This is a genomic window from Mesorhizobium carmichaelinearum, from assembly GCF_900199455.1.
Taxonomy (GTDB): Bacteria; Pseudomonadota; Alphaproteobacteria; order Rhizobiales; family Rhizobiaceae; genus Mesorhizobium; species Mesorhizobium carmichaelinearum.
The window spans coordinates 1-20,750 of record NZ_FZQR01000045.1 but is presented as its reverse complement, the minus strand read 5'-3'; the positions used below and the strand labels follow the sequence as shown (position 1 = coordinate 20,750).

The window sequence follows — 20,750 nt, the reverse complement described above, 5'->3', positions numbered from 1 at the left end:
GGTTGGTGCCGCCGGCGTGGCGCAGCGATGGGAACAGGATACCGCGAAGCCCGGTTGTAATGACCAGGTCCGCAAGCTTCCACGATGAAGGTATCTTGCTGTCGATACGAGCGATCTGGCGCCAGGCACAATCCCATTCCTTCCAGGCAATATCCCAAACATTCGGGTCGAACACCTGAGAAAGATCGGCGATCTCGGAAAGCGTGATCTTGTAGGCGGCAAGGGTGGCGGGCGGGGTGATGCTAGCGCCCTGCTTGTATTCCTCCAAGCCGTCTGAGGCGCGCGGGACAGGTAAAGGGCTTCGACGCCAGGCCGATTGAAGCGCCCACCATCGATCGCCGCGCCCCCACCACTGGTGGGCAGGAAAGCCCATTTGGGTGTCAGATAGCGATGGAAGATCTCGTCTGGACCGACTCGGGTGATCCTCACCCACGCGCCCCATTTTCGAGATCCCGGATAAAGGCCAGGACTGCCTCGACCTGGCCGTCCGCGACGAGTTCGGCCGCCGTGCGATGGCCATAGTCGGCAATCGGTTCATTGCGGTACCAAAAGATCGCCTTTTTGACGTCGCCGGTGAGTTCCGTTGCAGCCGAAATCACTTTCACCATCTCGCGCATCCGGCCCTGCAGGCGCTCCGATGAGGGATTGCGGAGCGTGTTGCGATGGACGCCGGTCAATTGCGCCAAATTGGCCACCTTCACGCCAAGCGCCTGCGACAGGCGCTTCGGCGAGATATAAGGCGTGCGCGGCTCCTGCAGGCTGTCAACAAAACCTGAGACCACTTTCGATTGGGCGAGCTGTGCGTGAGTCATGACAAATCTCCGACCTCTCTCTTACGCACAATATATGCACATTCCTAGGCATAGCAAGTGAACAGAACCTGACGCCATTCCAGCGCACTGCTTGTGCTTCCCCATCCTCGTAGCGGATGCTAGCTAGCGCCAGCAGTGCGCCTCACTTCGGTCGTTCTGGCGCAGTTGCAGGGATCTCGAAAGCGGACCTTCGTCCATTGGTCGGCCGAGCCCAAAAATGACCGAAGCGAGGATTCATCTCCCTAACCGCTATTGGCTATAGACGACGATCAACAGGACCTGGTGGAGATGCGCCGAGCGAAGATGTGGGTTAGTAACTCCACTCACCAGTGCGACTCTATGCGGGGGAAGTGATGGAAGAACGTGAAGTCCGCCAATTGCAGGCCGCTGGCCTTATACTAGTCCGTGTCGATCACGACACATGGGAAGCGCTAGAAGGCACCAGGCGCCACGGTGCGCGGTTCACACTCAACTACCGCCATGCGGCCGCGAGATCGGCCAAAGCGCGCTCGCTCGCGCTGATCGCGGTAGACGGATCGCACCTGCGGATCGGGATCGTTCGCTCGCGACAGGCTATCTCATCGCTGGATACCCGCGTCGCGTTCGACTTTGTCGACGACATCGAACCCGGCTCGCTCGCTCGGCTGCTTCGTGACGTCGAAACCCCGACGTTGCAACAGGCGGTAGCGCGATTGCGCGCTGTCTCCGAAGAGATCACAGCGGTCTCCAGCCAACTCGGCCAGTCGATGGTCGCGGCACTAGCCGCCGATGAAGCCAACTCGCCGGTCCTGCGGCGCATCCTCGCCTGGATCGCCGGACGCGGCCGTGTCGAAAATGCGGTTGTCATGCAGCATGACGCGATCAAGCTCGCCGTCAACGCCTTTGACGGCGATGGTGAAGCCTATGAGTTGGCCGTTCTCGGCCCCAGCGCACTTGCCTCGATCCGCGTGCTTGAGGACGCCGCGATCGAACATGACGCACGGTGGTTGCCGGGCTGGACGATGGATGAAAGCGATCTAACCGGACGGGCACGTTTCAGGAAACATGACGGCGAGCTCGAGATCTACACAGCCAATCGCCGACCGCTCGAGCAGCTTCTTGGGGTAGATCTGATCTACCTCAACGAACGACGCGGTGCGCTGGTGATGGTGCAGTACAAGATGCTCGAACGCGACGACGATATGGGCGAGGGATTGCAGGTCCGTATAGACTGGCAGTTCGAGCAAGAACTCTGTCCGTCGTCAGAGAATTTGAGACAGATGGCGGCCTGATTTAGCGGAGGCTCTGGCTCATCTTTGTTGGCATTCTAGGCGGCTGCTCTGCGATGCTGCAAGCGTCGCTGGTTGATGGTGTCGCGTTTAATCCTTTCTCGTTGCAACAAAATGGTCTGACCGCGTCCGAAGTAGACGTCGGCCGGAGTGAGATTGTCGAGGCTCTCGTGATAGCGCCGATGGTTGTAGCGCTCGACGAAGGTGGCAATCTGGGCTTCGAGATCGCCGGGCAGGAAGTAATTCTCGAGCAGGATGCGGTTCTTCAGGGTCTGGTGCCAGCGCTCAATCTTGCCCTGGGTTTGAGGATGACACGGTGCGCCTCGGGTGTGACGCATGTCGCGACGCTGTAGCCAGTCGGCCAGTTCGCCAGCGATGTAACACGGGCCATTGTCGGACAGCAGGCGTGGCCGTTGCCGCACCGTCGCCTGATCGCAGCCTGATGCTATGAGCGCCAGGTTCAGCGTGTCGGTGACGTCGTCGGCCTTCATCATTGGCTGCCTTGATCACGATGAAGGCCGGGCTGGCGATGAGGTCGTTTGCCTTAAGCAGGCGATAGACGGACGCTTCCGAGACAAAATAGCTTTCTGTGTCGGTGAAGGTCACCGCCAGTTCGCGCGGCGACAACTCCTGCTTGTCCAGGGCAAGCTCGACGATCCGATCCCGCACGGTCTCGGGAATGCGGTTCCAGACCCGGCCTGGCTGTGGCCGGCGGTCCTCAAGTGCGCCTTCGCCGCCGCTCAGGAAACGGTCATACCAGCGGTGGAAGGTGGCCCGGGGAATGCCGAGCTTTTTGCGGCGCGCCGGCAAATGGGACTTCTCGACGAGCCGGATGATCTCGAGCTTTTCGGAGGCGGGGTATCTCATTCGTCGTCGCCCCCATCCGCGATCATGCTTTTTTTAAGAATCCGCAGTTCCAGCGCCTGCTCGGCGACGACCTCCTTCAGATCGCGAGCTTCCTTGCGAAGCACCTTCACCTCGTCGCTGGTGGCGGCACGCGCCGTGTCACCTGCCAGCCGCTTCTTGCCGGCTTCGAGAAACTCCTTCGACCAATTGTAATAGAGGCTCTCGGCGATCCCCTCCCGCCGGCACAACGCTGCGATCGACTCCTCGCCACGCAGGCCATCCAGCACAATGCGGATCTTCTCCTCGGCGCCATACTGCTTACGCGTGACACGCCGGATGTCCTTGATCACCTTCTCAGCAGAAGGCTTCGTCGCTTCCGTTTTCTGTCTCATCGTCGTTCCTTTGAAAGGCTACGATGAACCAGAAAACCTCCTCTCTCAATTAGCCCAATTCTGTCTCATTGGTGCTGACGCTAGACCGAATGCGGCAATTCGATCGCGATCTCGATCCCCAAGGGCCGTACCGCCTCCATCCCGGCGCCTTCTTCGTGAAGATGATGAGACGCCACTCGGCAGTGAGTGCAGCAGGCATCGTGATCAGCCTTGGCCATCTCGACCATATGCTCGGCAATGGAGCCATGCGCGGGAGCCGGGGCGGCCTTCGCGTCGACCATGCCGAGCTCGATGGCCATTATCTGCGCAGTGAGGCATTCGTCGAGCTGGTCCGATCGGGCTATGTCGGCACGCGCGGCGCAACCACGCGCCATCTCCAGTCGATGATCGAAGCGACGCTGAATGAAGGACGTGCAGTCGTTGCTGCCATTCACCACAGTTTCCGCTGAGCTCGGACCGGGCTGTCTCAGGCAGCCTCAAGCTTCTGCGTCATCATCAACCCACGCGGACTATTCGGTCGATTCGGTATAGTTTGTGCGCTCGGCGCTGGGGATAGTCGATGTAAGAGGCATAGAGCTGGGCACTAGACTAAGACTAGCTACTTTCGGTGGATTTTGATGGCAAGAATTGAAGCGTTCACGCCGAACTAAACGCCCGCGTCTGAACATTCCCGGCTCTGTCGAAAGAAAGCATTAGTTACCAAGACCGCATTCTGCGCGACCTGCCGGCCGGGAATGCGCCCCCTATGCGGTCATTCGGACCGGTCACATCCAATCTGAAACCGGCCATTGTTGACCCGGACTTGCGTGTTCCGAAGCGGGCGACTACCTTTCTCCCCTCCATCAACTGCGGAGCTGCTAGTGGCTCCTGTATTCTGTGACAATCACCTCGTCGTTATATCGCGATCTCCGGTACTCCGGCTGCAGTGAGGAGCAGATAGAGTTCAGCCACGTTGTTTCGCTGGCCGCGTTGTTGGCAGAAGGCAAAGATCGCACGCTGCTTCGCCCGCGAGAGGGCGACGAAGAACGCGGCGACGCCCTCTGGATTACCGGGGGTGTGAGCCCACCACGCTTTGTCGTCGAGGCCGATGAAGATGATGGTGTCGTATTCCAGCCCTTTGCTCTTGTGGACGGTCATCATGGGGATCTGATTGACCCCCTCGAACGCGTCGAGGCAGGCCGTCCAGTTCGGCGCGCCATCGGCGCAAGCGAAGAAGTGGACGCAAAAAGCCTCAAGAATGATCTGGAGCTGGTCGCCAACGCCATATTCGGCATAGGTTCGGGCGATCGCGTCGAGATTCAGATAGTCAAAAACCCGAGTGGCGAAGTCGAGGGCGCTTTGCGGCGACGGGACGATAGCCGCCATGTCGGTGCGCAGGGCCGCGAGGAATGCGGTGAGGTCCGCCTCGACTTTGGCTGCGCGCGCGTCATCGTCTGGGCCGGTAGCGCGCAGCGCCAGGACAGAGGTCGATACCAACTGCCATGCGGCCGGTGCGCGGCGTGTCGCGCCCAGGCGGAAGATCGCGATCGCGAGCCGGCTTAGGTCATCGGAAAGCAAATCCTGAAGCGAGGTTTTCCCGAGGGTATGGCTCTCGTTACTGATCCGGAGACCGTGAACAGCGAAGGCTCCGCCGAGTTCGTGCTCATAATCATCGGATTTCTGCTTCACGAGGAGCGCGTAGTCGCGCGGCGCCCTGCCGCGGGTGGCCATGTCGTTGGCGATCCATTGCGCCAAGTGGGCGGCTTCCGACGCCATGGTCGGGCTGGACCAAACCTGAGCCACGTCGCCATCGACCTGGCGCACAGTCTGGGCGACCGTTTGCACGGTGTTCGGATCGAGGGCGCGTGCGACGACATGCTGGATCGCGACCAAGTCGGGCGAGGAACGGAAGTTGAAGAGGAGAGGGAAGCGGGCGGCTCCGAAATCCGCTTGCAGCCGCTGAAAGGCGTCCTGGCGCGCGCCGGCGAAGACCATGATCCGCTGCTTGTCGTCGCCGACGCCGGTGATGATGGTCTGCCCGCCAGAGAGCGCCGAATGAAGGAAGTCGTATTGCGCGTAGGTCGTGTCCTGGAATTCGTCGACAAAGACGAAGGGGTAGGTGGCAACGAGCGCGCGGCGGATGTGGGGGTTGGCGCGGAGCAGCAGCTCGGCGAGGCGGTTGATGCCGACGAAGGTGAGGGCAGAAGTTTGCCCCGGACGCAGTTGCGTTGCCCACCAGCGAGCGATCGTGAACTCGGCGGCGTTCTGGGGCGCGATAGGCCCCATCGGCAGGCGGTAGCTCCCGACAATCTTGGGCTCGAAGTCGCTCGCGCTGTAACCGGCGATCTCGGCCTGCCATTCCGGCGGCGCACTTAGGCGAGCGAGAGTCAGGAAGTCTTCGATCGCCTTGCGCTTTGGGAAAGCGATTTCGTAGGGCCGGGTCGGCCGCCAGTCTTGGGGTATGGCGCTGAGAAAGCGATCGACCAGACTCTTGGTGAAGGCATCAAAAGTGACCGACACGAACCGGCTGGCGAACTCTGGCGGGCACCGCTGGCGGACGCGCGACGCGAGATTGTTGGCCGCATCTGTTTTGAACGAAATCGCCAGGACGCGGTGCGGCGCTCGGCAGAGGCCTGTCTCAAGCAGATAGTCGGCGCGTTGGGCCAGAAACTCGGTCTTGCCGGCGCCGGGGCCTGCGACCACGCACGCCGAGCCGGCGTGGCGCAGGGCATTCCACGCCGCCGGTTCAAGATCGTCGATGCCGCTGGGGCGCCAGTCGTCTGGACGAACAAGCCGCATGATCAGAAACCTACGGGCGGCGGCGGCGGCGTAAGGCGAGCGACGATCGAGTTCAGGAGCGCGCGCAGTTCTTTAGGGGCGCCAACTGCAAGCGCGACCGAGTCTTGCGCGCTCAACACCCGGACGTGGGTGCTTGGCTTGCCGCGCCCCAGGAACAGATAACGATACCAGCGCATCAAGGCGTCCTGGTCGGCGGCATACAGATGAGCTTGGCCGTCTTCGCCGAGAACCGCCGTGCGCGGTTCGCCGAGGGGCGACGGTCCTTGACGACCGGGTTCAATGACTTGGTAGGCCAGCGGAAAGGCCTTCAGCATCGAATAGTCGAGGTCCAGCGGCGTGCAGAAGAAGACGTCGAACTGACGCAGCCAGGTCATCCAGTTTGTGAGACCCGCCGTGTCCGCGACCAGCAGGGCATCGAAGGCCACAAGGTTCGCCGCCGGGCCAAGCGGGTCGAGGTGCTGTCCGAAAATGGCCTGAGGCGTGACGTTGTTTGCGAGCAGTTGGGTACAGGCGGTCTTGATACGCCCCCATCCGCCACCAGCTCGACCCCAGTCGAGATCCAGCAGGGTGGCATGGGGAATGTCGAGATCGGTCAGCAATCGCCAGAGGTGGTTCACATGGCGACCGCCCAACGGAACGACCGCGACGAAGGATCGGTCGATGTCGAGGCCCATCGCTTCAGCGAGACGCGGAAGCACGACCTCTTCGGATGCCCCTTCCCCAAGCACAACGAAGCGGGCGAAGTAGAGCTCGGGATAGGTGCGCACGGCCTCGCGGATGAATTTGGATGCCTCCTCCTCGCCAACGGGGAGGTTGATCGGGCGGACTCGGGCCGTTCGATGATGAGGGTCGAGCCTCAAATGCCGGACTTGGGTCGGATCCACCCGGGCGAGGATGCTCGGGGAATGGCTGGAAACAACGGCCTGCGCCTGCGGCGACCTCGTCAAATCCTGGATTTGCCGGACGATGCGGGAGAGATAGAACGGAGCGAGATTGTTTTCGGGCTCTTCGATCGCGATAAGCGTGAGCGCTGGCAACGGTACGCCGCCTGCTTGGAAACCGGCCCCGGCGGGATCGGCCACGATCCCGGCTTCAACATCCAATGTCGCCGCGGTCATGGCTAGGTGAAAGAGCGACCTCTGACCGTCGCTCAAATCATCCATGGCTCGCTCCCGTCCGGCCTCGTCAGGACGGAAAACCACCTCAACCTTCCTGATGAAATGCTCGAACCGCAGATCAAGCGGGCGGAATACCGGCGTCGTGTCGGTCCCGGCGGTGTAAACTTCCTGCCATCGCCGCGTCACGGCTGCGGCAATCACGTCGACGGCCGGCTCCCCGGCGAAAGCGCCGTTCAACGTAGCGCCGGCATTCGTGAACGTGTCCCGCACCCCCTGCGACCAGTTGATGGCGCGCCACAATCTACCGCGCAGAAAGGCCGTTACCTGGGAGGCGCCGTCCCGCGTCGCCGGCACGTAGATCATTTGGATCCTCGCCCGGTCGGTCGCTTTCAGCTCGGTGCATTCGGCTTCGGTGAACGGCCCGAAAGTCCTGACCGCCCAGTATTTCTGTTCAATCGCTCCGTCGAGCGAGCCGTCATCGGTCCAGGTCGCTTCGAGACGCAGGCGGCATTTCAGCTTGCCACCCTCTTCAGCGGCCATCTGATGGAAGAATTCCGGTATCGCCGCGCCGCCGGCGCCGTCGGCGTCCAGTTCCGGAAAGGCGATGATCGCCTCCAGCACGAAGCTTCGCTGCAGCGGGGGGACAAGCTCAGTGGAAGGGATATGGAAATCTTGGCGCCGAAGGCGTCGCTGATCGCCGGTCACGCCGAAGAGCCGCTGCAGGCCCTGCATCAGGGCCGTCTTTCCAGCGCCATTCACGCCAACGAAAGTGGTGAGGCCGGAGGTGAGGTCGACGCTTGTCGCTTCAGGTCCGAAGCAGCGGAAATTCGTCAGACTGAGCCGCTCAATAAACATGTTTCCGCCTCCCCTTATCGGCGGCTCATCGCGTCAAGTTTCCCTTGATCAGCCGCCGTCCCCTTCCATGATCTCGTCACCTATACTTCATGGATCAGTATAAGTCGCGCTTGGGACAAAACTTCTGATAAAATCGCGATCGATTGGCGATAGCCAAGACTACGACTCAGGATCCGGCGGTTAGCCCGAGCAAAGCGTGGTGGATCGCGATGGCTGGTCGCTCAACTGTTCTGGCATGTTCGGATCGCCAGAATGCCGGATGTTCGACGACTGGAGATAGCACGATCTGTTCGTCGGCCCGCTTCACGCGCCCCAAATAGGCGTTTACGCCGGCCGCTGCCGACTGCGCATCGCCGCCGAGCAGATACCCCGCCATGAAGCCGGAGGCATGGTTTTCGGCATATTTGCCCGAACGGTACCGATCGACGCCTTCGACCACATACTCCCGGCAAAGGTAGGTGTCGCTTCCATCCAGGCGCTTGCACTCGATGATCGCGTGAGGATCGTGCTCAGCGTGGCGCAGGAAAACTTCCACGACATACAGGGGAATGTCTGTTCGACCGTCGGGTGTCATGACATCGGGGGTGGAGCGCGACTCCATGCCGAGCGCCACGATGAAGGACTTGCCCCACGCCAGCGTTCCGGACGTCAGAGCCTGGCGCATACCGTCTCGCAGCCGCTCGGTCATGACGACCTCGCCCTCTAAGGCCGTCTCCCCATCTATGGCCGCCAAAGCCCAGCCCTCCCGCACCGTCACCAGGATCGCGGCGACCACCTCATCGGCGAGGGCGATATATTCGCGCCCGACAACACCTTGGGACTCATGGGGAATCCTCAATGTCGGCGGCCCGCAAAGCTCTCGGCGATCACCGCGTCTGCGTCCTCCAGTGCCACGCTCTCCAGCCAGTGGCGACGAGCCGCGGGCTTGATGATCACGACCTCGTCGCGGCCATGGACCCGCAGTTCGCGCTGACCGGTGAGTGCGCTGGCGAGAGGCACCTTCATCCGATCCTCAAGCCGTCCGAACACCGCCGCGAGACTTCCGTCGGGCGAGACGATCTCGACCTCCGGGGCCTTGGCGCCGTCCTCCAGGACGAACCGGACGATCCGCATCGCATCCGTGCCACGCAGGTCGAACACTTCCGCACGAACGCTTCGCTGGCGACGGGCCGCAAGCCATCGGTCCAGCACCGCCGAGAACGTTCGGGCATAGGCCGCGACACCCTCGTGCGCGCCCGCCGGGGTCATGGAGTCGGAAAGGCCCGCGCTCCATTGCCATCCCGCCTTGAGGAGCCCGTCTCGCACCACTATCCGGTCGTCGGCGTCGAGGCCGTAAAGGTCGAAAACGGCGTCGTCCAGCGCGACCCAGTCGGCTGGCGTCGGGGCCTGGGATCGGAATTGCTGCTCAAGCGCGTAGATCTCTCGACCAGCATCAGAACCAGCAATCAGGGTGAGATCCGGCGTTGGCAGTAGCGCCACGTCCTGTCGGAAGAGCCGCCGTTTGTAGAGGCCGAACTCTCCGGCGGTCATGAGGAAGAACCAAGCCGCCAAGGCCGAGCCCAAGACTCCGGCGAGAATATGGGCCACTTCGCGGTGCGACGGAGGGAAGGGCGCGCCGAAGAAGGCTTCGGAGAAGACGAGGTCGCGATCGGCGACGGCGGTCAACGGCCTCGGCTCCCCGGGCAGAAACTCCTTCACCAGCAGCAGGGGTGCCTTATAGAGCGCCCGATCGCGCGGCCACTGCGCGGCCGTTAGCCCGAACGAGGGGAGATCGTTTGGCACCGCGAAGGGCTGCAGGTCGTCCTTCTGCAGATAGTCGAGAGCAGCAAGGGAAGCCGCGTCGCGGTTCCGATTCTCGGGTTTGCCGAGGATGAGGCCGTCGCCCAGGACGGTTCCAAGATCCCGCAGCCGATCGCCAAGCGGCCGATGCCCGTCGGTGAGATCGTCAACAAGACGTAGGTCCCTGCGTCGGCCGAAAGCCGCTGTCTTGAGGCGGGTCGGCCGCGCTTCCCAGTCGTCCAGCGAAAGGCGGACGATATCGCTAGGCGCGATTTCGAAGGTGTGGGAACGTGGCCCTGCTGGCGACCACGGCACTTGGACGACGGTCAGGGTCTCGGTTGGCTGGGGCCTATGCCGAGCGAACACGACCACAGCCGGCATGGCTGCGCCCTCGAACAGCCAGGATCGCAAGTTCGACAGATTGACGAGCGTCACCGGGCCTAGGGCTCGGACCACGTGGCGCGCCGCCGCTGCGCCGGTCTTACTGGCGCTGAAGAAGGGGGTGGCGCTCAGGACCATGCCAAACCGCGTTTGCGCGTTCGCGAATTCCGCTGCCCGCATCAGGAAGTCGAGACCCACTCCGCGCGGCTGGGCGGGGAGGGTCTGCCCACCCTTTCGGCGGTCGGCCGTGCCGGCCTTGCCCTTGAAACTCCAGGGCGGGTTGCCGACGATGACGTCGAATGATTTTAGGCCGTCTTCTTCGAGGAGATGTTCGGTCCCGGCCTCTGTCTGCTCGATGGTTCGGGCGTCGCCCACGAACAGAGTCCGGCCGATCAGCGGTTCGAATGTCAGCCCTTCCGGAGGCTGCGGATCTGGGTCGAGCTCCAAGGCCGCCAAATAGAGGCTGAAAGCGGCGACGCGGATGGCAGCTTCGCTGACGTCGACCCCGTAGACCTGGGTGTAGAGCGCCTTGCGGATGGCCGCCCTCGTCATCGGCGTCCTCAGGCCCGTTAGATGGATCAACCGCCGAAACGCCTCGACAAGAAAGACGCCGGATCCGCACGTCAGGTCGAGCACGGTCTGCTCGCCGTCGAGGCCGTCCATGACCTCGTCGAGGATCAGGGAGACCACAGGCAGGCGGGTGTAGTAGACGCCTGCGCGGGTGGCCTCCGTGGATCGAGCGCGTCCGGCCACGGGCGCGGCGGCGGAATGGGCGAACTGTTCGTAGATCGAGCTGATCAGCTCTACCGGGATGACGTCGAACTGATACGGAAAGAAAGTGGTCTGGCCGCTGACCGGATCGACGGCGTCCAGAAAATTCGCGACCCGAGAGAGATGCGCAGGCGCGGGCGGCGCCGCCGACGAGGGCGGAAACATGTCACCGTTGAAGGTCTTGGACAGCCACTTGAACAGTTGGCTGGTGGCTTGCCGGTCGCGGAGCGCGGCCGACAGACGCGTCGTCCCGCACAGACTGTGCAGCCGTTCGGCGGTGATGATGTCGCGATCAAGCAGATACTGGGTGAAGATCGCCCGGCCGATCAGCGCCTGGGCCTCGTCCCGGACGAGGTTCGCCGACACCAGGCCCCGTTCCAGAACGGCGAGATCCGAGAGCAGTTGCTGGTCGACCGCAGTCTTGCGATCCACCTGTTTCGTCTTGGTCCAGAACTGCCCGGTCTCCATGGCGAAACGGCCGGCGAGCGCGTCGAGCTCCTCCAGTCCGGATGCGATCGTAAGGAAGGTTGCGAGACGGTTCTGGGCCGGATCGGCCTCCGACCGGGGGCGACCGAAGCCGTTGTAGAGATCGATGCGATCCGGCGACACGATCCAGAGTAGGGGCGCGAAACCCTCATTCCAGATCTCCTGACGCCAAGCGGCCAAATCCGCGTCGGCCAGCGGGCTCGAAGTGAACTTGAAATAGACCGTCAGAGAGGACTGGCCACGCCACAGAGCGTCGGGCGTGAAGGATCGGCCCCGCCGACCCAAGCGAGCTTCCTCACCCAGCAGAACGCCCGGCGCAGCTTCGCCGTCGGCCATGTAGCCAGTCGCTGACAGGATTTGACGAAGCGCCGCGTCAGTCATCGGCCCGCCTTCACCATCTGGGGCGCGAAGGGCAACGCCGCCTGAAGCGACGCGGGCGCGAGCGGCATTACTCTCTGGCTCAAATCCTGGATGAGCTGGGCGCAGGGAACGACGAAGGTCGGGTCCTTAAGTGGCTTGGCTCCAAGGTCCGCGCCTGGCACCAAACGGGCTGTCTGAGCGTCAATCAGAGCGACCGAGCCCTCAAGATCAGAGGGACGGGTTTCTGACAGGGCGCGAAACAGCGCGTCCATACTGTCACCGATATCGCTGATGCGAACGTGGAAGTCGCCGGTGATTCGCCGTGTGATCGCCAATCCGAGAATGTCTGCGAAGGTAAAACGGGCCGCTTTGCCCGGCTTGGCGGCGAGATAGCTCACTGCCTTGCGCCATGCACGCACCTCGCCCGGCGAGACCCCGGCGAGATCGCGCGCTTGCTCCTGGGTAAACTGAATCGTTTGCAACGACATGGATATTTGTCGCAGACGACAGGAAAATGTGCAAGAGTAAACGCTTAACGCCGCAGACCATCGATCGAATCCCTCGCACTTGAATCCATCAGGGAGTGAACCTAGGGGCACCACGTCGTGAGCGAACCAGGCAAGCTTTGCCTTGATGGCCTGGGCTCACAACGGCAGCTTACTGACGGGCGTCTCCTATAACCAGACGGTCCGCGCGTGGCGTCTGACCGGGACCGCATCACGTAACATCGGGGTCGGCAGCGGCAATTTGTGGCGCAGTCGCGTCGGGCCTAAACCTCGAACAGACATTGGGCTTCGTCGCCGCAGTTCGGCGTTCGCGTAATGGTTGTCGCCGCAATTGAGCGGTGGAGCGGAGCGGCAGCCGGTCTAATTCCCACGTTCGGCGTTCACAGGAACGACAGCAGGATGCCAACCAGAAAGCCGGCGATCTGCCATTTCAAGTCGGCTTCGGCAGGGTCGTGGAAAACGGAAATCAGCGAATTCGCCCAGAACATCCACACGACAAAGGCCAGCGTGCCGACAACCGCGGTCAGGACGACGTTGCCTCCGAGAAGCGCCTGCCGCTTGGCCAATTGTCTGTCCTTGTCGGGATCGTTTACCGAGATAACGGCAAGGTAGAACCGTCCCTGAAGCAAGAAAAGTGCGATTGCGAGGATGATCCAGAATCTAACGTCAACTCCGAAGACCCACGACGCTATCCAGGTTAGCGCAACGACGAAGATCATCGCAAACCAGCTGTCAGCGACATCATTCCACCTGCTCTTGTACCACGCAAGAAAAGCGCCCTCGTTCCTGTCTCGGTCTTCGGCAAAGGTGCAAAATGCGGACCCGACGCCCGCGCCAAAACCTGCCTCGGCGAAGTATGAAGGAAGATGTTGGTGTCCGGCGGCAAACATCACGAATCCCAGCTTTAGAAGCAGCGTCGATTTCCCCGCCTGCACAAAGGCTCGAGGCCAGCGAGGACCATTCTCAATCGCCAATGGATCGAGGTCCGTCCATCTCTTGGCGATTGCGAGCAGCACCGTAAGGGGAATCCAGTACGACAACAGCTCGGTCATGGCTTCCCCGTTTCCCAGTTCGTCCGAGGTTGGTGGCGGTTGCTACCTAACCGCGAAAAGGGAAGGGCAGCCAGACTGTTCGGGAAATGTTTTCCCAAACGGTGACCGCGAGGGATGTCCAACGGAATTTCCGGCAGTGTCCTCCCGCGTGGACGCCGGAGCATCACTTTCCGCTTTGTTCACTACATGGAGCATCCGGACATCAAGGAGGCTCTTGCCGTGGGGAGTATCTGCGCGGAGCACATCGAACAGGACTATGTCGGGCCGCGTGAACTCTCGCACGTCTCGCAGAGCTGCGACGGCTCGCCCAAATCATCGATGTCTACATAGCTCCATTCGCGTTGTGGGAAATTCGGTTGAGACCACTTGCCCCTGCTGGTGTGATGTGAGTGTCCTCGGAGACATGCCGATCTTTCACCCCTCCAACGCTATCGCTGTTTCGTCGCGGATAATTTTCCCGTGGTTTTTCTCAAGGTGAACTACAAATGCCTCTATTATCCGTTCCGCGTCCTTCATGGTATTTGAAATATCGGTATGCCTTAAATCAAAATCTAGCTCCAACTCGTGTATGACACGATGCCGAAACGCAATCATGTTGGCTAGAGTCTCGTCTAGGTCTTTGGTCTTTCCCTTTCGATTTTTAACCGATCGCAAGATTTTCCGGAAATCGATGCCGAGCCATTCAGAGTATGCTTTTTGAATGCTGGAAACATTCTGAAAACTATACCAGCTGGTAACAATCTCCTCAACAGTCTTTGTTCCCTTGGCGAGCGCGACTGCGTCCTGAAACTCAATCTTCCTTTCCTGCGTACGTAGGTGTGCCTGAGCACGATCTGAATATCGAATAAGAATATAGAACGCTTTGCTGAAAAAGCCTTCTAGTGAGGCGATGGCAAAAGGCACGAGTGCGTTATAGAGTATCCTGGTTGGGTCGGCGCGCGCGAGCGTTGCCAACGATGCATCTTCACTGATCCTAGCCATGGTCTCATGTTCTGGTGGCAGTGCGTAAATGGTGGCGGAAAGATGCTGACTCACTACTTCATAGGCTTGATAGAGACCGCGTGACGCTGCGTCGCGGTGCTCGGCACGTTCTGCGGAATACCGGTTTCGTCCTCCCCAATCATTGTAGAAATTGCCGCCGAAAAGCGCTCGCGCCCTTCTGATGGTTTCATTCTGAAAAACCTTGTCGGCACGGCTGCCTGATGAACGGGTGCGCGTGTACAGAGCCCATTCGCAAGGCCCAAGGTTGTGGGCATCGTCGGTGCATGGGTACACGGTCGCTTCCACACCATCAAAAGACAGGTAGTCCGTTGCATTAAACCAGTGAAAATGGACGCTGCCCTTTGGCCAGATCCAAAGGTGCTTTGTAGGCGTATAGCCTAGTGCACGCAGAAAATCCGTTAGTTGCTTCTTAGACGCCTGTTTGGGGTGCAAGGTTGAATCGACGCTCATGGAAACAGCCTGACACCAATACTTTTTGTTTTCCAGTGCGCTACGCCGGCGCGCAATTCCGCTCAGCCGGTCGTGTATGCCGGCTTGCGCTCCCACCGCTCCGCGAAACGTGAACCCGGCGTGGAAGTGGCGACGTTGTCGAACCCGGCTTCCACTAGAAGGGCTTCAACGGTTCTGTTGTCAGGGTTGCTGCCATCTCGTGGTGTTCCGTGCGGCGGACGCATACATCTCGCCACAGTGGTATCCGAGCAAGCAGGAGTTCCACAAGCAGGTTCCGACTTGGAACTACCTGGTGGCGCATGCGCACGGACGGATCACGATCCACGATGACGAGCGTTACGTCCGTCGCAATGTCGCCAAGCTGACCTATAGACACGAGGGGCCTGTCCCATGGAAGATGGGTGATGCGCCCCGGGAATTCATTGATGCGATGGTCAAGGCAATCGTTGGGCTGGAGATCGAAGTGACCCGCCTTGTCGGCAAGGTCAAGCTCAGCCAAAACAAGGAACTCCGCGACATCCGAAACGCTGGCGAAATTCTGAACGCCCAAGGCGACCACCAGATCGGTGAGGCGATGCTTCCAGCTGCCGCCCGAAAGGCCGAAAAGGGCTGAGGCTTCGGTGTGGCAGTGCCGAAGTCGGGCAGAATGCGATATGGCTGGGCGGCGATTTAGCCGAGGCCCTATTGAAACCACAGCGCCGGTCGAACCGCCGTTCATCGTCGAATCCCGCACTCGTCCGCCGGATGTTCTGGTTGAAGGGTGTCAGCCCGATGGTCCGGCGTAGGGTCGATCACGCAAAGCGGCTGATCGAAGGCACCCTGCTGCCTTTGGTCGACGTAGCGATGGCGAGCGGCTTCGTCTCTTCGTTGTATTTCTCGAAATGCTTCAGGAACATACACGGAGTCTCCCCGCAACAGCTTCGATTGACCGTACCCGCCTGGATCGGTCGAGGGCTCGGCTAAACATTCGAGCGCCGTTCCTCACGACAGACTCGGGCAAGTTGCGCGCGCCGCGGTGGTCTCGTCGAGTGGCAACCAAGCAACGTCGCCTAAGTCGGGAAGGCGATGGACTACAACATTGGAATTCTCATTCATGTCGTACCACTTCAGGGAATCGGATCTTTCCCAGCCAAGCATTAGCAATTTAGTAGCGGGGCGGGTAGAATGTCGGCAGCCAACTCCAGAATGTTTTTCTATCTGGTTCACCGTCCGCGCTGCGCTTGCACCTAGCGCTAGCCAGCCTGCGTGCAATTTCCCGGATCTCGTCGTTTATCTCGCGTTTTCTTCTAAGAGCATTTTGCAATTCTGATCGCGCGATATATTCCTCACTACCAGAGCTTGATTTCTGTTTCACAATGGTCGTGCCCTTACATTGATGCAATAGGACGATGCCAGGACGCGCCCGGCAGCACTGCATCCCGTGTCGTCGACCACCCCCGGTTGCCGCTCCGAGGCTCGCCGTCGCCATTCACGATGCTTTCTAAGCTCCCCTGGCGCGGAACCATGCCAAAATGCACACTGCGGATCCTCTCCGCTGCCTCGAGCGAGATTAAATTGAAAGAGTGGGCAGAAGCCTTTCTGGCGAGGCCGCTATCTTCCGCTCCTCGGACAGAACGACGCCGCGTGGTCTTCGTCTGGCTGACCAGCGCGTCGCGCACTGCTTCCGGGCCGATGAGGGAGCGGGACGGCGCCGGTATCACCTTGATCGTGCTGCCTACCGGCATGGGCCAACGGGTGAAGCGAACACAGACGCCTTCCGGCGCCATGCGCATCATCTCTTCTTCGATCGGTGGTCTTGAAGTCAGGACAAAGCCTGCCCCAGTGCGCCATGCGCGGCCATTGTCGAAACTTGGCACCCATTTCTTATTGGCAACGTTCAGAGCTGTCTGTGTTCTCTCCGCTTCCGTCATTCCGATTCTCACGATCCTATCGGCCGCACCTATTATAGCATGCGCAGATCATAGCTCGAGCCTTTCAAGACACAATCTATATGCAGCTAAGAATTTTTTCTGGTTGGGCTGGGGACCCATCGCGGCGAGGAGCACGGGCTGGGTGGGGCGGAACAAGAACTGTTCCCAGCGACACGTTAAGGTAGAACGAAGCGCCTGTTCGCCCAGCTTAGCTGTGGCAAAGTCCTTCAACAGGTGAATTGGTGAAAGACCGTCTTGCGGTATTCGTCGCTGATTCTTCGATACTTATTGTCATTCAAGGCTCTCCGTGCGGGGTTTTCCGCGAAATAAGCTATCTTAAACGCCGCTCGTTTGACGGCAGCCTCAAAGTTGGTCGAATATCCCTGCTGACCTGGGCCCCTGCACTTCCTCCAGATTTGGGTTCGGCTTGCCGTATGGCGCGACATATGTGGATCGCCCTCTCGGTATTTTCCTTGAGCGGCACCGGCTTACCACTGCCCAAGCCCTGGTCGCAGGGGATGGTGAAAGTGGATTCGTAATCGATGCGTCCGGCCAGAGCCTCCAGCGAGAGCCCCCGAATCCACCGAGTGGATCGCGCCGATGCGGGCACAGGCGAGCATCGCATAGGCCGCTTCCGGGATCACCGGCATGTAGATCGTGACGCGATCACCCTTTTTCACGCCATGCTTCTTTATGACGTTCGGCATGCGGCAGACACGCTCTTAGAGCTCGTTATAGGTGATCTTCTTGTCGATATACGGGTTGCCGCCTTCCCAGATGATGGCGACCGGGTTGCCATGCGTCTTGGGATCCCGGTCGATGCAATTGTAGGAAAGGTTGGGGGTCCCTCTTCGAACCACTTCATCGAGACCTTGCCGTATTCGAGCGCTTCGGCAACGCGCCAGAAGCGCTTCAGTTTGGAGGCAAAAAAGGAGGCGGCATGACATAGATCGTGTCGTTGGCGTCTCGCACACCTGGTCCGGATCATCGAAACGGATGATAGGCGCCAACGGTTCGAGCCTCTCCTCCTGCGCGACCCGCATTGTGCCGACCACTTCGTGACCACGGGGGGCCGGAAGAAGGCCCTCGAACTGCCTATGCGGCTGCCGTCACAATGGATCTTGCCATCCTCGCGCACGACATCCGCGACATGAGCTTCGATCTTGGAAAGGGGAAGAGGCATCGATCAGCGGGCCGACGGTAACCTCCAACCTCCAAACCATCGCTCACGCGCAAGTCGCTCACGCGCCAGGTGAGTTTTTCAGCGAATTCGTCATAGACGCTTGCCTGCACATAAAGCCGGTTGGCCGACATACAGGTCTATGGCCGGCATAGCGGAATTTGCCTGGATCGCACCATCGATCTCTGAGCCCAGCTTTTAGGTTGTCAGGGCCGTCAAAGCGTACCAAGAGGAACATAGGCGGTCATTGGACAATCGAGGGAAGAGGCCAACGTTGTTTAGAACAAGGGCGATGACAGGCCATTTGATCGGTATGCCGCAGCAATCGTGTTGGCCAAGAGCATCGCAATTGTCATCGGACCAACGCCGCCTGGAACCGGCGTGATCGCCCCAGCGACTTCGCAGGCCTCGTCATATGCGACGTCGCCGACCAAGCGACTCTTGCCCTCGCCCCTTTCCGGCGCATCGATCCGGTTGATGCCGACATCGATGACCGTCGCACCCGGCTTGATCCAGTCCGCCTTCACCATCTCCGGCCGGCCGACGGCGGCCACCAGAATATCCGCGCCTCGCGTCACGGACGAAAGATTCTTCGAGCGAGAATGGGCAGTCGTTACGGTGGCATCGTCATTGAGCAGCAATTGCGCCATGGGCTTGCCGAACAAGTTGGAGCGGCCGATGACGACGGCATTGAGCCCCGATAAGTCCTTGCCATGGATGGAGCGGACCAGCAGCATGGCGCCAGCTGGCGTGCAGGGAATCCGCCCTGTCGCGAGATCGCCGGTCGCAAGCTTGCCAGCGTTGACCACATGCAGCCCATCGACATCCTTCTCCGGCTTGATCGACTGGATGATCGCATCCGCATCAAGATGCTTCGGCAGCGGCAGTTGCACCAGGATGCCATGAACGGACGCATCCTCGTTCAGCGAGGCCACCAGCTTTGCGAGCTGACCCTGCGTCGTCTCGGCCGGAAGCGTATACTGGATGGAATTGAAGCCGCAATCCTTGGCCATGCGGCCCTTGGCGCCGACATAGGTGTGGCTCGCCGGATCATCACCGACGATGACCACTGCCAGGCCGGTCTTCACGCGGGTCTTGGCCTCAAGCACTGATGCCGCGGCCTTCACGGCGTCGATAACCTTCGCCGCTGCGTCCTTTCCGTCGATTACAATCGCGTTTGCCATATCTCAACCCATGCGCTCGGACGCATAGGATCCCGGACTTGCCGGGAAGACCACAGTGCGGTTGCCGTTGATGAAGGTTCGACGGTGGATGTGGGCATGGACGGCGCGCGCCAACACCTGGCTCTCGACGTCGCGGCCGATCGAGACATAGTCTTCCGTCGACTGCGCATGGGTGATGCGGGCGATATCCTGCTCGATGATCGGGCCTTCGTCGAGATCGGCGGTGACGTAATGCGCCGTCGCGCCGATCAGCTTGACGCCGCGCTCATAGGCCTGCCTGTAGGGGTTCGCCCCCTTGAACGACGGCAGGAAGGAGTGGTGGATGTTGATGATCTTCCCCGACATCTTCTTGCAGAGCGCATCTGAAAGCACCTGCATGTAGCGGGCGAGCACGATCAGCTCGGCCCCCGTCTGCTCGACGACTTCCAGGAGCTGGGCTTCCGCCTTCGGCTTGTTCTCCTTCGTCACCTTGATGCAGTGGAAGGGAATGTCGTGATTGACGACGACCTTCTGGTATTCGAAATGGTTGGAGACGACGCCGACGATGTCGATCGGCAGGGCCCCGATCTTCCATCGGTAGAGAAGATCGTTAAGGCAATGGCCAAAACGCGAGACCATAAGGAGCACCTTCATGCGCTTCTCTGCGTCTTGGATCTCGACATCCATGGCAAATTTTTCCGCGACGGGCTTGAAGCCTTCAACGAGCGCTGCCTCTCCGACGCGCTCTTCAGAAACGAACGAAAGGCGCATGAAGAACCTTCCGGTATCGAGATCGTCGAACTGGCTGGAATCGACAATATTGCAGCCTTGCTCAGCCAGGTAGCTCGATATCGCCGCAACGATACCGCGAGAGGATTTGCATGAAACTGTAAGCACGTAGTGGGTCATTTTCCTAAAACTCACTTTGCGGGGCTGTCTGGCCGTTCGGCGAACCGAGCTTCGCCAGTGCTCTTCTTAAAGAGCATTTTAATTGCGGTTGGCGGTCAAGGCGGCTATCCGCGATTGATGCAGATGACCTTTGGCTGGGTCATGTCTTCATAAGCAAAGCGAACGCCCTCACGTCCCATGCTGCCGTATTTAAAACCTCCGAAGGGCATGGCATCGAAGCGGTAGTCGGAGGAGTCGTTGATCATCACCCCGCCGGCCTCGATCCTGTTTGCTGCCTCGAGCGCGACATTGAGGTCACGGGTGAAGATACCGGCGTGGAGGCTGTAATCCGGATCGTTGGCCATCGCGATCGCTTCATCTAGCGTTTCGAACGAGGCAAGCATAACGACGGGCGCAAACACTTCTTCATGCCACAGGGGGCAGGTCGGAGGCGTGCCTTCCAGCACGGTCGGATGATACAAGGATCCTTCGCGACGGTGGCCGCAGAGCAATTTTGCGCCCGCCGCAATGGCCTCATTGACCGCAGCCTCTGTCCGCTCAGCCGCTTGTGCCGAGATCATTGGACCGAGATCCGTTCTCTCGCTCATAGGATCGCCGGCCTTGAGGTATCCATCCGGCGTGTCGCGCCTTGTTCGGGTGATGAACGAGTGGTCTTAAGCGTGCTCTTATGAGCGCACTTAGGAGCAGTTGATGGGTCAGATCACGTTGCTCACAGGCCCCGAACGTCGGCGG

General features: G+C 60.4%; 17 protein-coding genes and 5 pseudogenes. 4 read left to right on the top strand and 18 right to left on the bottom strand.

Annotated elements, in window-relative coordinates; translation table 11 throughout:
* Positions 1-22: 22 nt before the first annotated feature.
* The 3 genes and pseudogenes from CKW40_RS45670 to CKW40_RS38735 all read right to left on the bottom strand — a co-directional run.
* Positions 23-268, bottom strand: a pseudogene (locus CKW40_RS45670) (RES family NAD+ phosphorylase); the annotation flags it as partial.
* Positions 269-309: 41 nt separating this feature from the next.
* Positions 310-429, bottom strand: a pseudogene (locus tag CKW40_RS45505) (RES family NAD+ phosphorylase); the annotation flags it as partial.
* Positions 426-812: a hypothetical protein gene (locus CKW40_RS38735; RefSeq protein ID WP_095204923.1), complete on the bottom strand. Its 387-nt coding sequence runs from the start codon at positions 810-812 to the stop codon at positions 426-428. The pseudogene CKW40_RS45505 and the gene CKW40_RS38735, both read right to left, overlap by 4 nt.
* Positions 813-1,165: 353 nt before the next feature.
* Between CKW40_RS38735 and CKW40_RS38730 the strand changes: the two genes are divergently transcribed.
* Positions 1,166-2,083 (top strand): hypothetical protein, encoded by a 918-nt coding sequence (locus CKW40_RS38730; RefSeq protein ID WP_179298274.1) that lies wholly within the window; start codon positions 1,166-1,168, stop codon positions 2,081-2,083.
* A gap of 35 nt (positions 2,084-2,118) precedes the next feature.
* Here CKW40_RS38730 and CKW40_RS38725 read toward each other — a convergent pair.
* The 9 genes and pseudogenes from CKW40_RS38725 to CKW40_RS43380 form a co-directional block, all read right to left on the bottom strand.
* Positions 2,119-3,318, bottom strand: a pseudogene (locus CKW40_RS38725) (integrase core domain-containing protein).
* A gap of 80 nt (positions 3,319-3,398) precedes the next feature.
* Positions 3,399-3,752: a hypothetical protein gene (locus tag CKW40_RS44185; protein WP_179298273.1), complete on the bottom strand. Its 354-nt coding sequence runs from the start codon at positions 3,750-3,752 to the stop codon at positions 3,399-3,401.
* Positions 3,753-4,212: 460 nt separating this feature from the next.
* Entirely contained in the window at positions 4,213-6,096 is a 1,884-nt protein-coding gene (locus tag CKW40_RS38715) for a UvrD-helicase domain-containing protein (protein WP_095204922.1), read from the bottom strand.
* A 2-nt stretch (positions 6,097-6,098) separates the two neighbouring features.
* Positions 6,099-8,069: an ATP-dependent nuclease gene (locus tag CKW40_RS38710; RefSeq protein WP_095204921.1), complete on the bottom strand. Its 1,971-nt coding sequence runs from the start codon at positions 8,067-8,069 to the stop codon at positions 6,099-6,101.
* Positions 8,070-8,235: 166 nt separating this feature from the next.
* Entirely contained in the window at positions 8,236-8,907 is a 672-nt protein-coding gene (locus CKW40_RS38705) for a hypothetical protein (protein ID WP_095204920.1), read from the bottom strand.
* A complete protein-coding gene (locus CKW40_RS38700; protein WP_095204919.1) occupies positions 8,904-11,867 on the bottom strand; it encodes an HsdM family class I SAM-dependent methyltransferase in 2,964 nt (987 codons plus the stop codon). The genes CKW40_RS38705 and CKW40_RS38700 overlap by 4 nt, the downstream gene beginning before the upstream one ends.
* A complete protein-coding gene (locus tag CKW40_RS38695) occupies positions 11,864-12,334 on the bottom strand; it encodes a hypothetical protein (protein WP_095204918.1) in 471 nt (156 codons plus the stop codon). Before CKW40_RS38695 ends, CKW40_RS38700 begins: the two co-directional genes overlap by 4 nt.
* Before the next feature lie 398 nt (positions 12,335-12,732).
* Entirely contained in the window at positions 12,733-13,404 is a 672-nt protein-coding gene (locus CKW40_RS38690; RefSeq protein WP_095204917.1) for a hypothetical protein, read from the bottom strand.
* Between the two features lie 414 nt (positions 13,405-13,818).
* Complete coding sequence (locus CKW40_RS43380) at positions 13,819-14,856, bottom strand: hypothetical protein (protein WP_143748477.1); 1,038 nt, start codon at positions 14,854-14,856, stop codon at positions 13,819-13,821.
* Positions 14,857-15,055: 199 nt separating this feature from the next.
* On the opposite strand from CKW40_RS43380, the gene CKW40_RS38675 reads away from it, so the two are divergent.
* Together CKW40_RS38675 and CKW40_RS45805 are read left to right on the top strand one after the other, a co-directional pair.
* Complete coding sequence (locus CKW40_RS38675) at positions 15,056-15,469, top strand: FMN-binding negative transcriptional regulator (RefSeq protein ID WP_244571470.1); 414 nt, start codon at positions 15,056-15,058, stop codon at positions 15,467-15,469.
* Between the two features lie 131 nt (positions 15,470-15,600).
* The gene (locus CKW40_RS45805) at positions 15,601-15,819 is read left to right on the top strand and encodes a helix-turn-helix domain-containing protein (protein WP_095204913.1); all 219 of its coding nucleotides are present in this window, start codon (positions 15,601-15,603) and stop codon (positions 15,817-15,819) included.
* A gap of 404 nt (positions 15,820-16,223) precedes the next feature.
* Here CKW40_RS45805 and CKW40_RS38665 read toward each other — a convergent pair whose 3' ends face one another.
* Positions 16,224-16,766 (bottom strand): hypothetical protein, encoded by a 543-nt coding sequence (locus tag CKW40_RS38665; protein ID WP_143748475.1) that lies wholly within the window; start codon positions 16,764-16,766, stop codon positions 16,224-16,226.
* A gap of 242 nt (positions 16,767-17,008) precedes the next feature.
* Here CKW40_RS38665 and CKW40_RS44965 point away from each other — a divergent pair, with 242 nt between their 5' ends.
* Positions 17,009-17,305, top strand: a complete 297-nt coding sequence (locus tag CKW40_RS44965; protein ID WP_244571471.1) for a hypothetical protein — start codon at positions 17,009-17,011, stop codon at positions 17,303-17,305.
* Here CKW40_RS44965 and CKW40_RS38660 read toward each other — a convergent pair.
* The 5 genes and pseudogenes from CKW40_RS38660 to CKW40_RS38645 all read right to left on the bottom strand — a co-directional run.
* Positions 17,194-17,646: pseudogene (locus CKW40_RS38660) on the bottom strand (AMP-binding protein); the annotation flags it as partial. The gene CKW40_RS44965 and the pseudogene CKW40_RS38660 overlap by 112 nt on opposite strands.
* Positions 17,647-17,861: 215 nt before the next feature.
* Positions 17,862-18,080, bottom strand: coding sequence for a hypothetical protein (locus CKW40_RS43375; protein ID WP_198421184.1), 219 nt, complete (start codon positions 18,078-18,080; stop codon positions 17,862-17,864).
* A gap of 144 nt (positions 18,081-18,224) precedes the next feature.
* The gene (locus CKW40_RS38655) at positions 18,225-19,130 is read right to left on the bottom strand and encodes a bifunctional methylenetetrahydrofolate dehydrogenase/methenyltetrahydrofolate cyclohydrolase (protein ID WP_095204911.1); all 906 of its coding nucleotides are present in this window, start codon (positions 19,128-19,130) and stop codon (positions 18,225-18,227) included.
* A gap of 3 nt (positions 19,131-19,133) precedes the next feature.
* Positions 19,134-20,018 carry a formyltetrahydrofolate deformylase gene (gene purU, locus CKW40_RS38650; protein WP_095204910.1) on the bottom strand — a complete coding sequence of 295 codons (885 nt, stop codon included), beginning with the start codon at positions 20,016-20,018 and terminating at the stop codon, positions 19,134-19,136.
* A gap of 104 nt (positions 20,019-20,122) precedes the next feature.
* Positions 20,123-20,623: pseudogene (locus CKW40_RS38645) on the bottom strand (aldehyde dehydrogenase family protein); the annotation flags it as partial.
* Between the last annotated feature and the right edge of the window lie 127 nt (positions 20,624-20,750).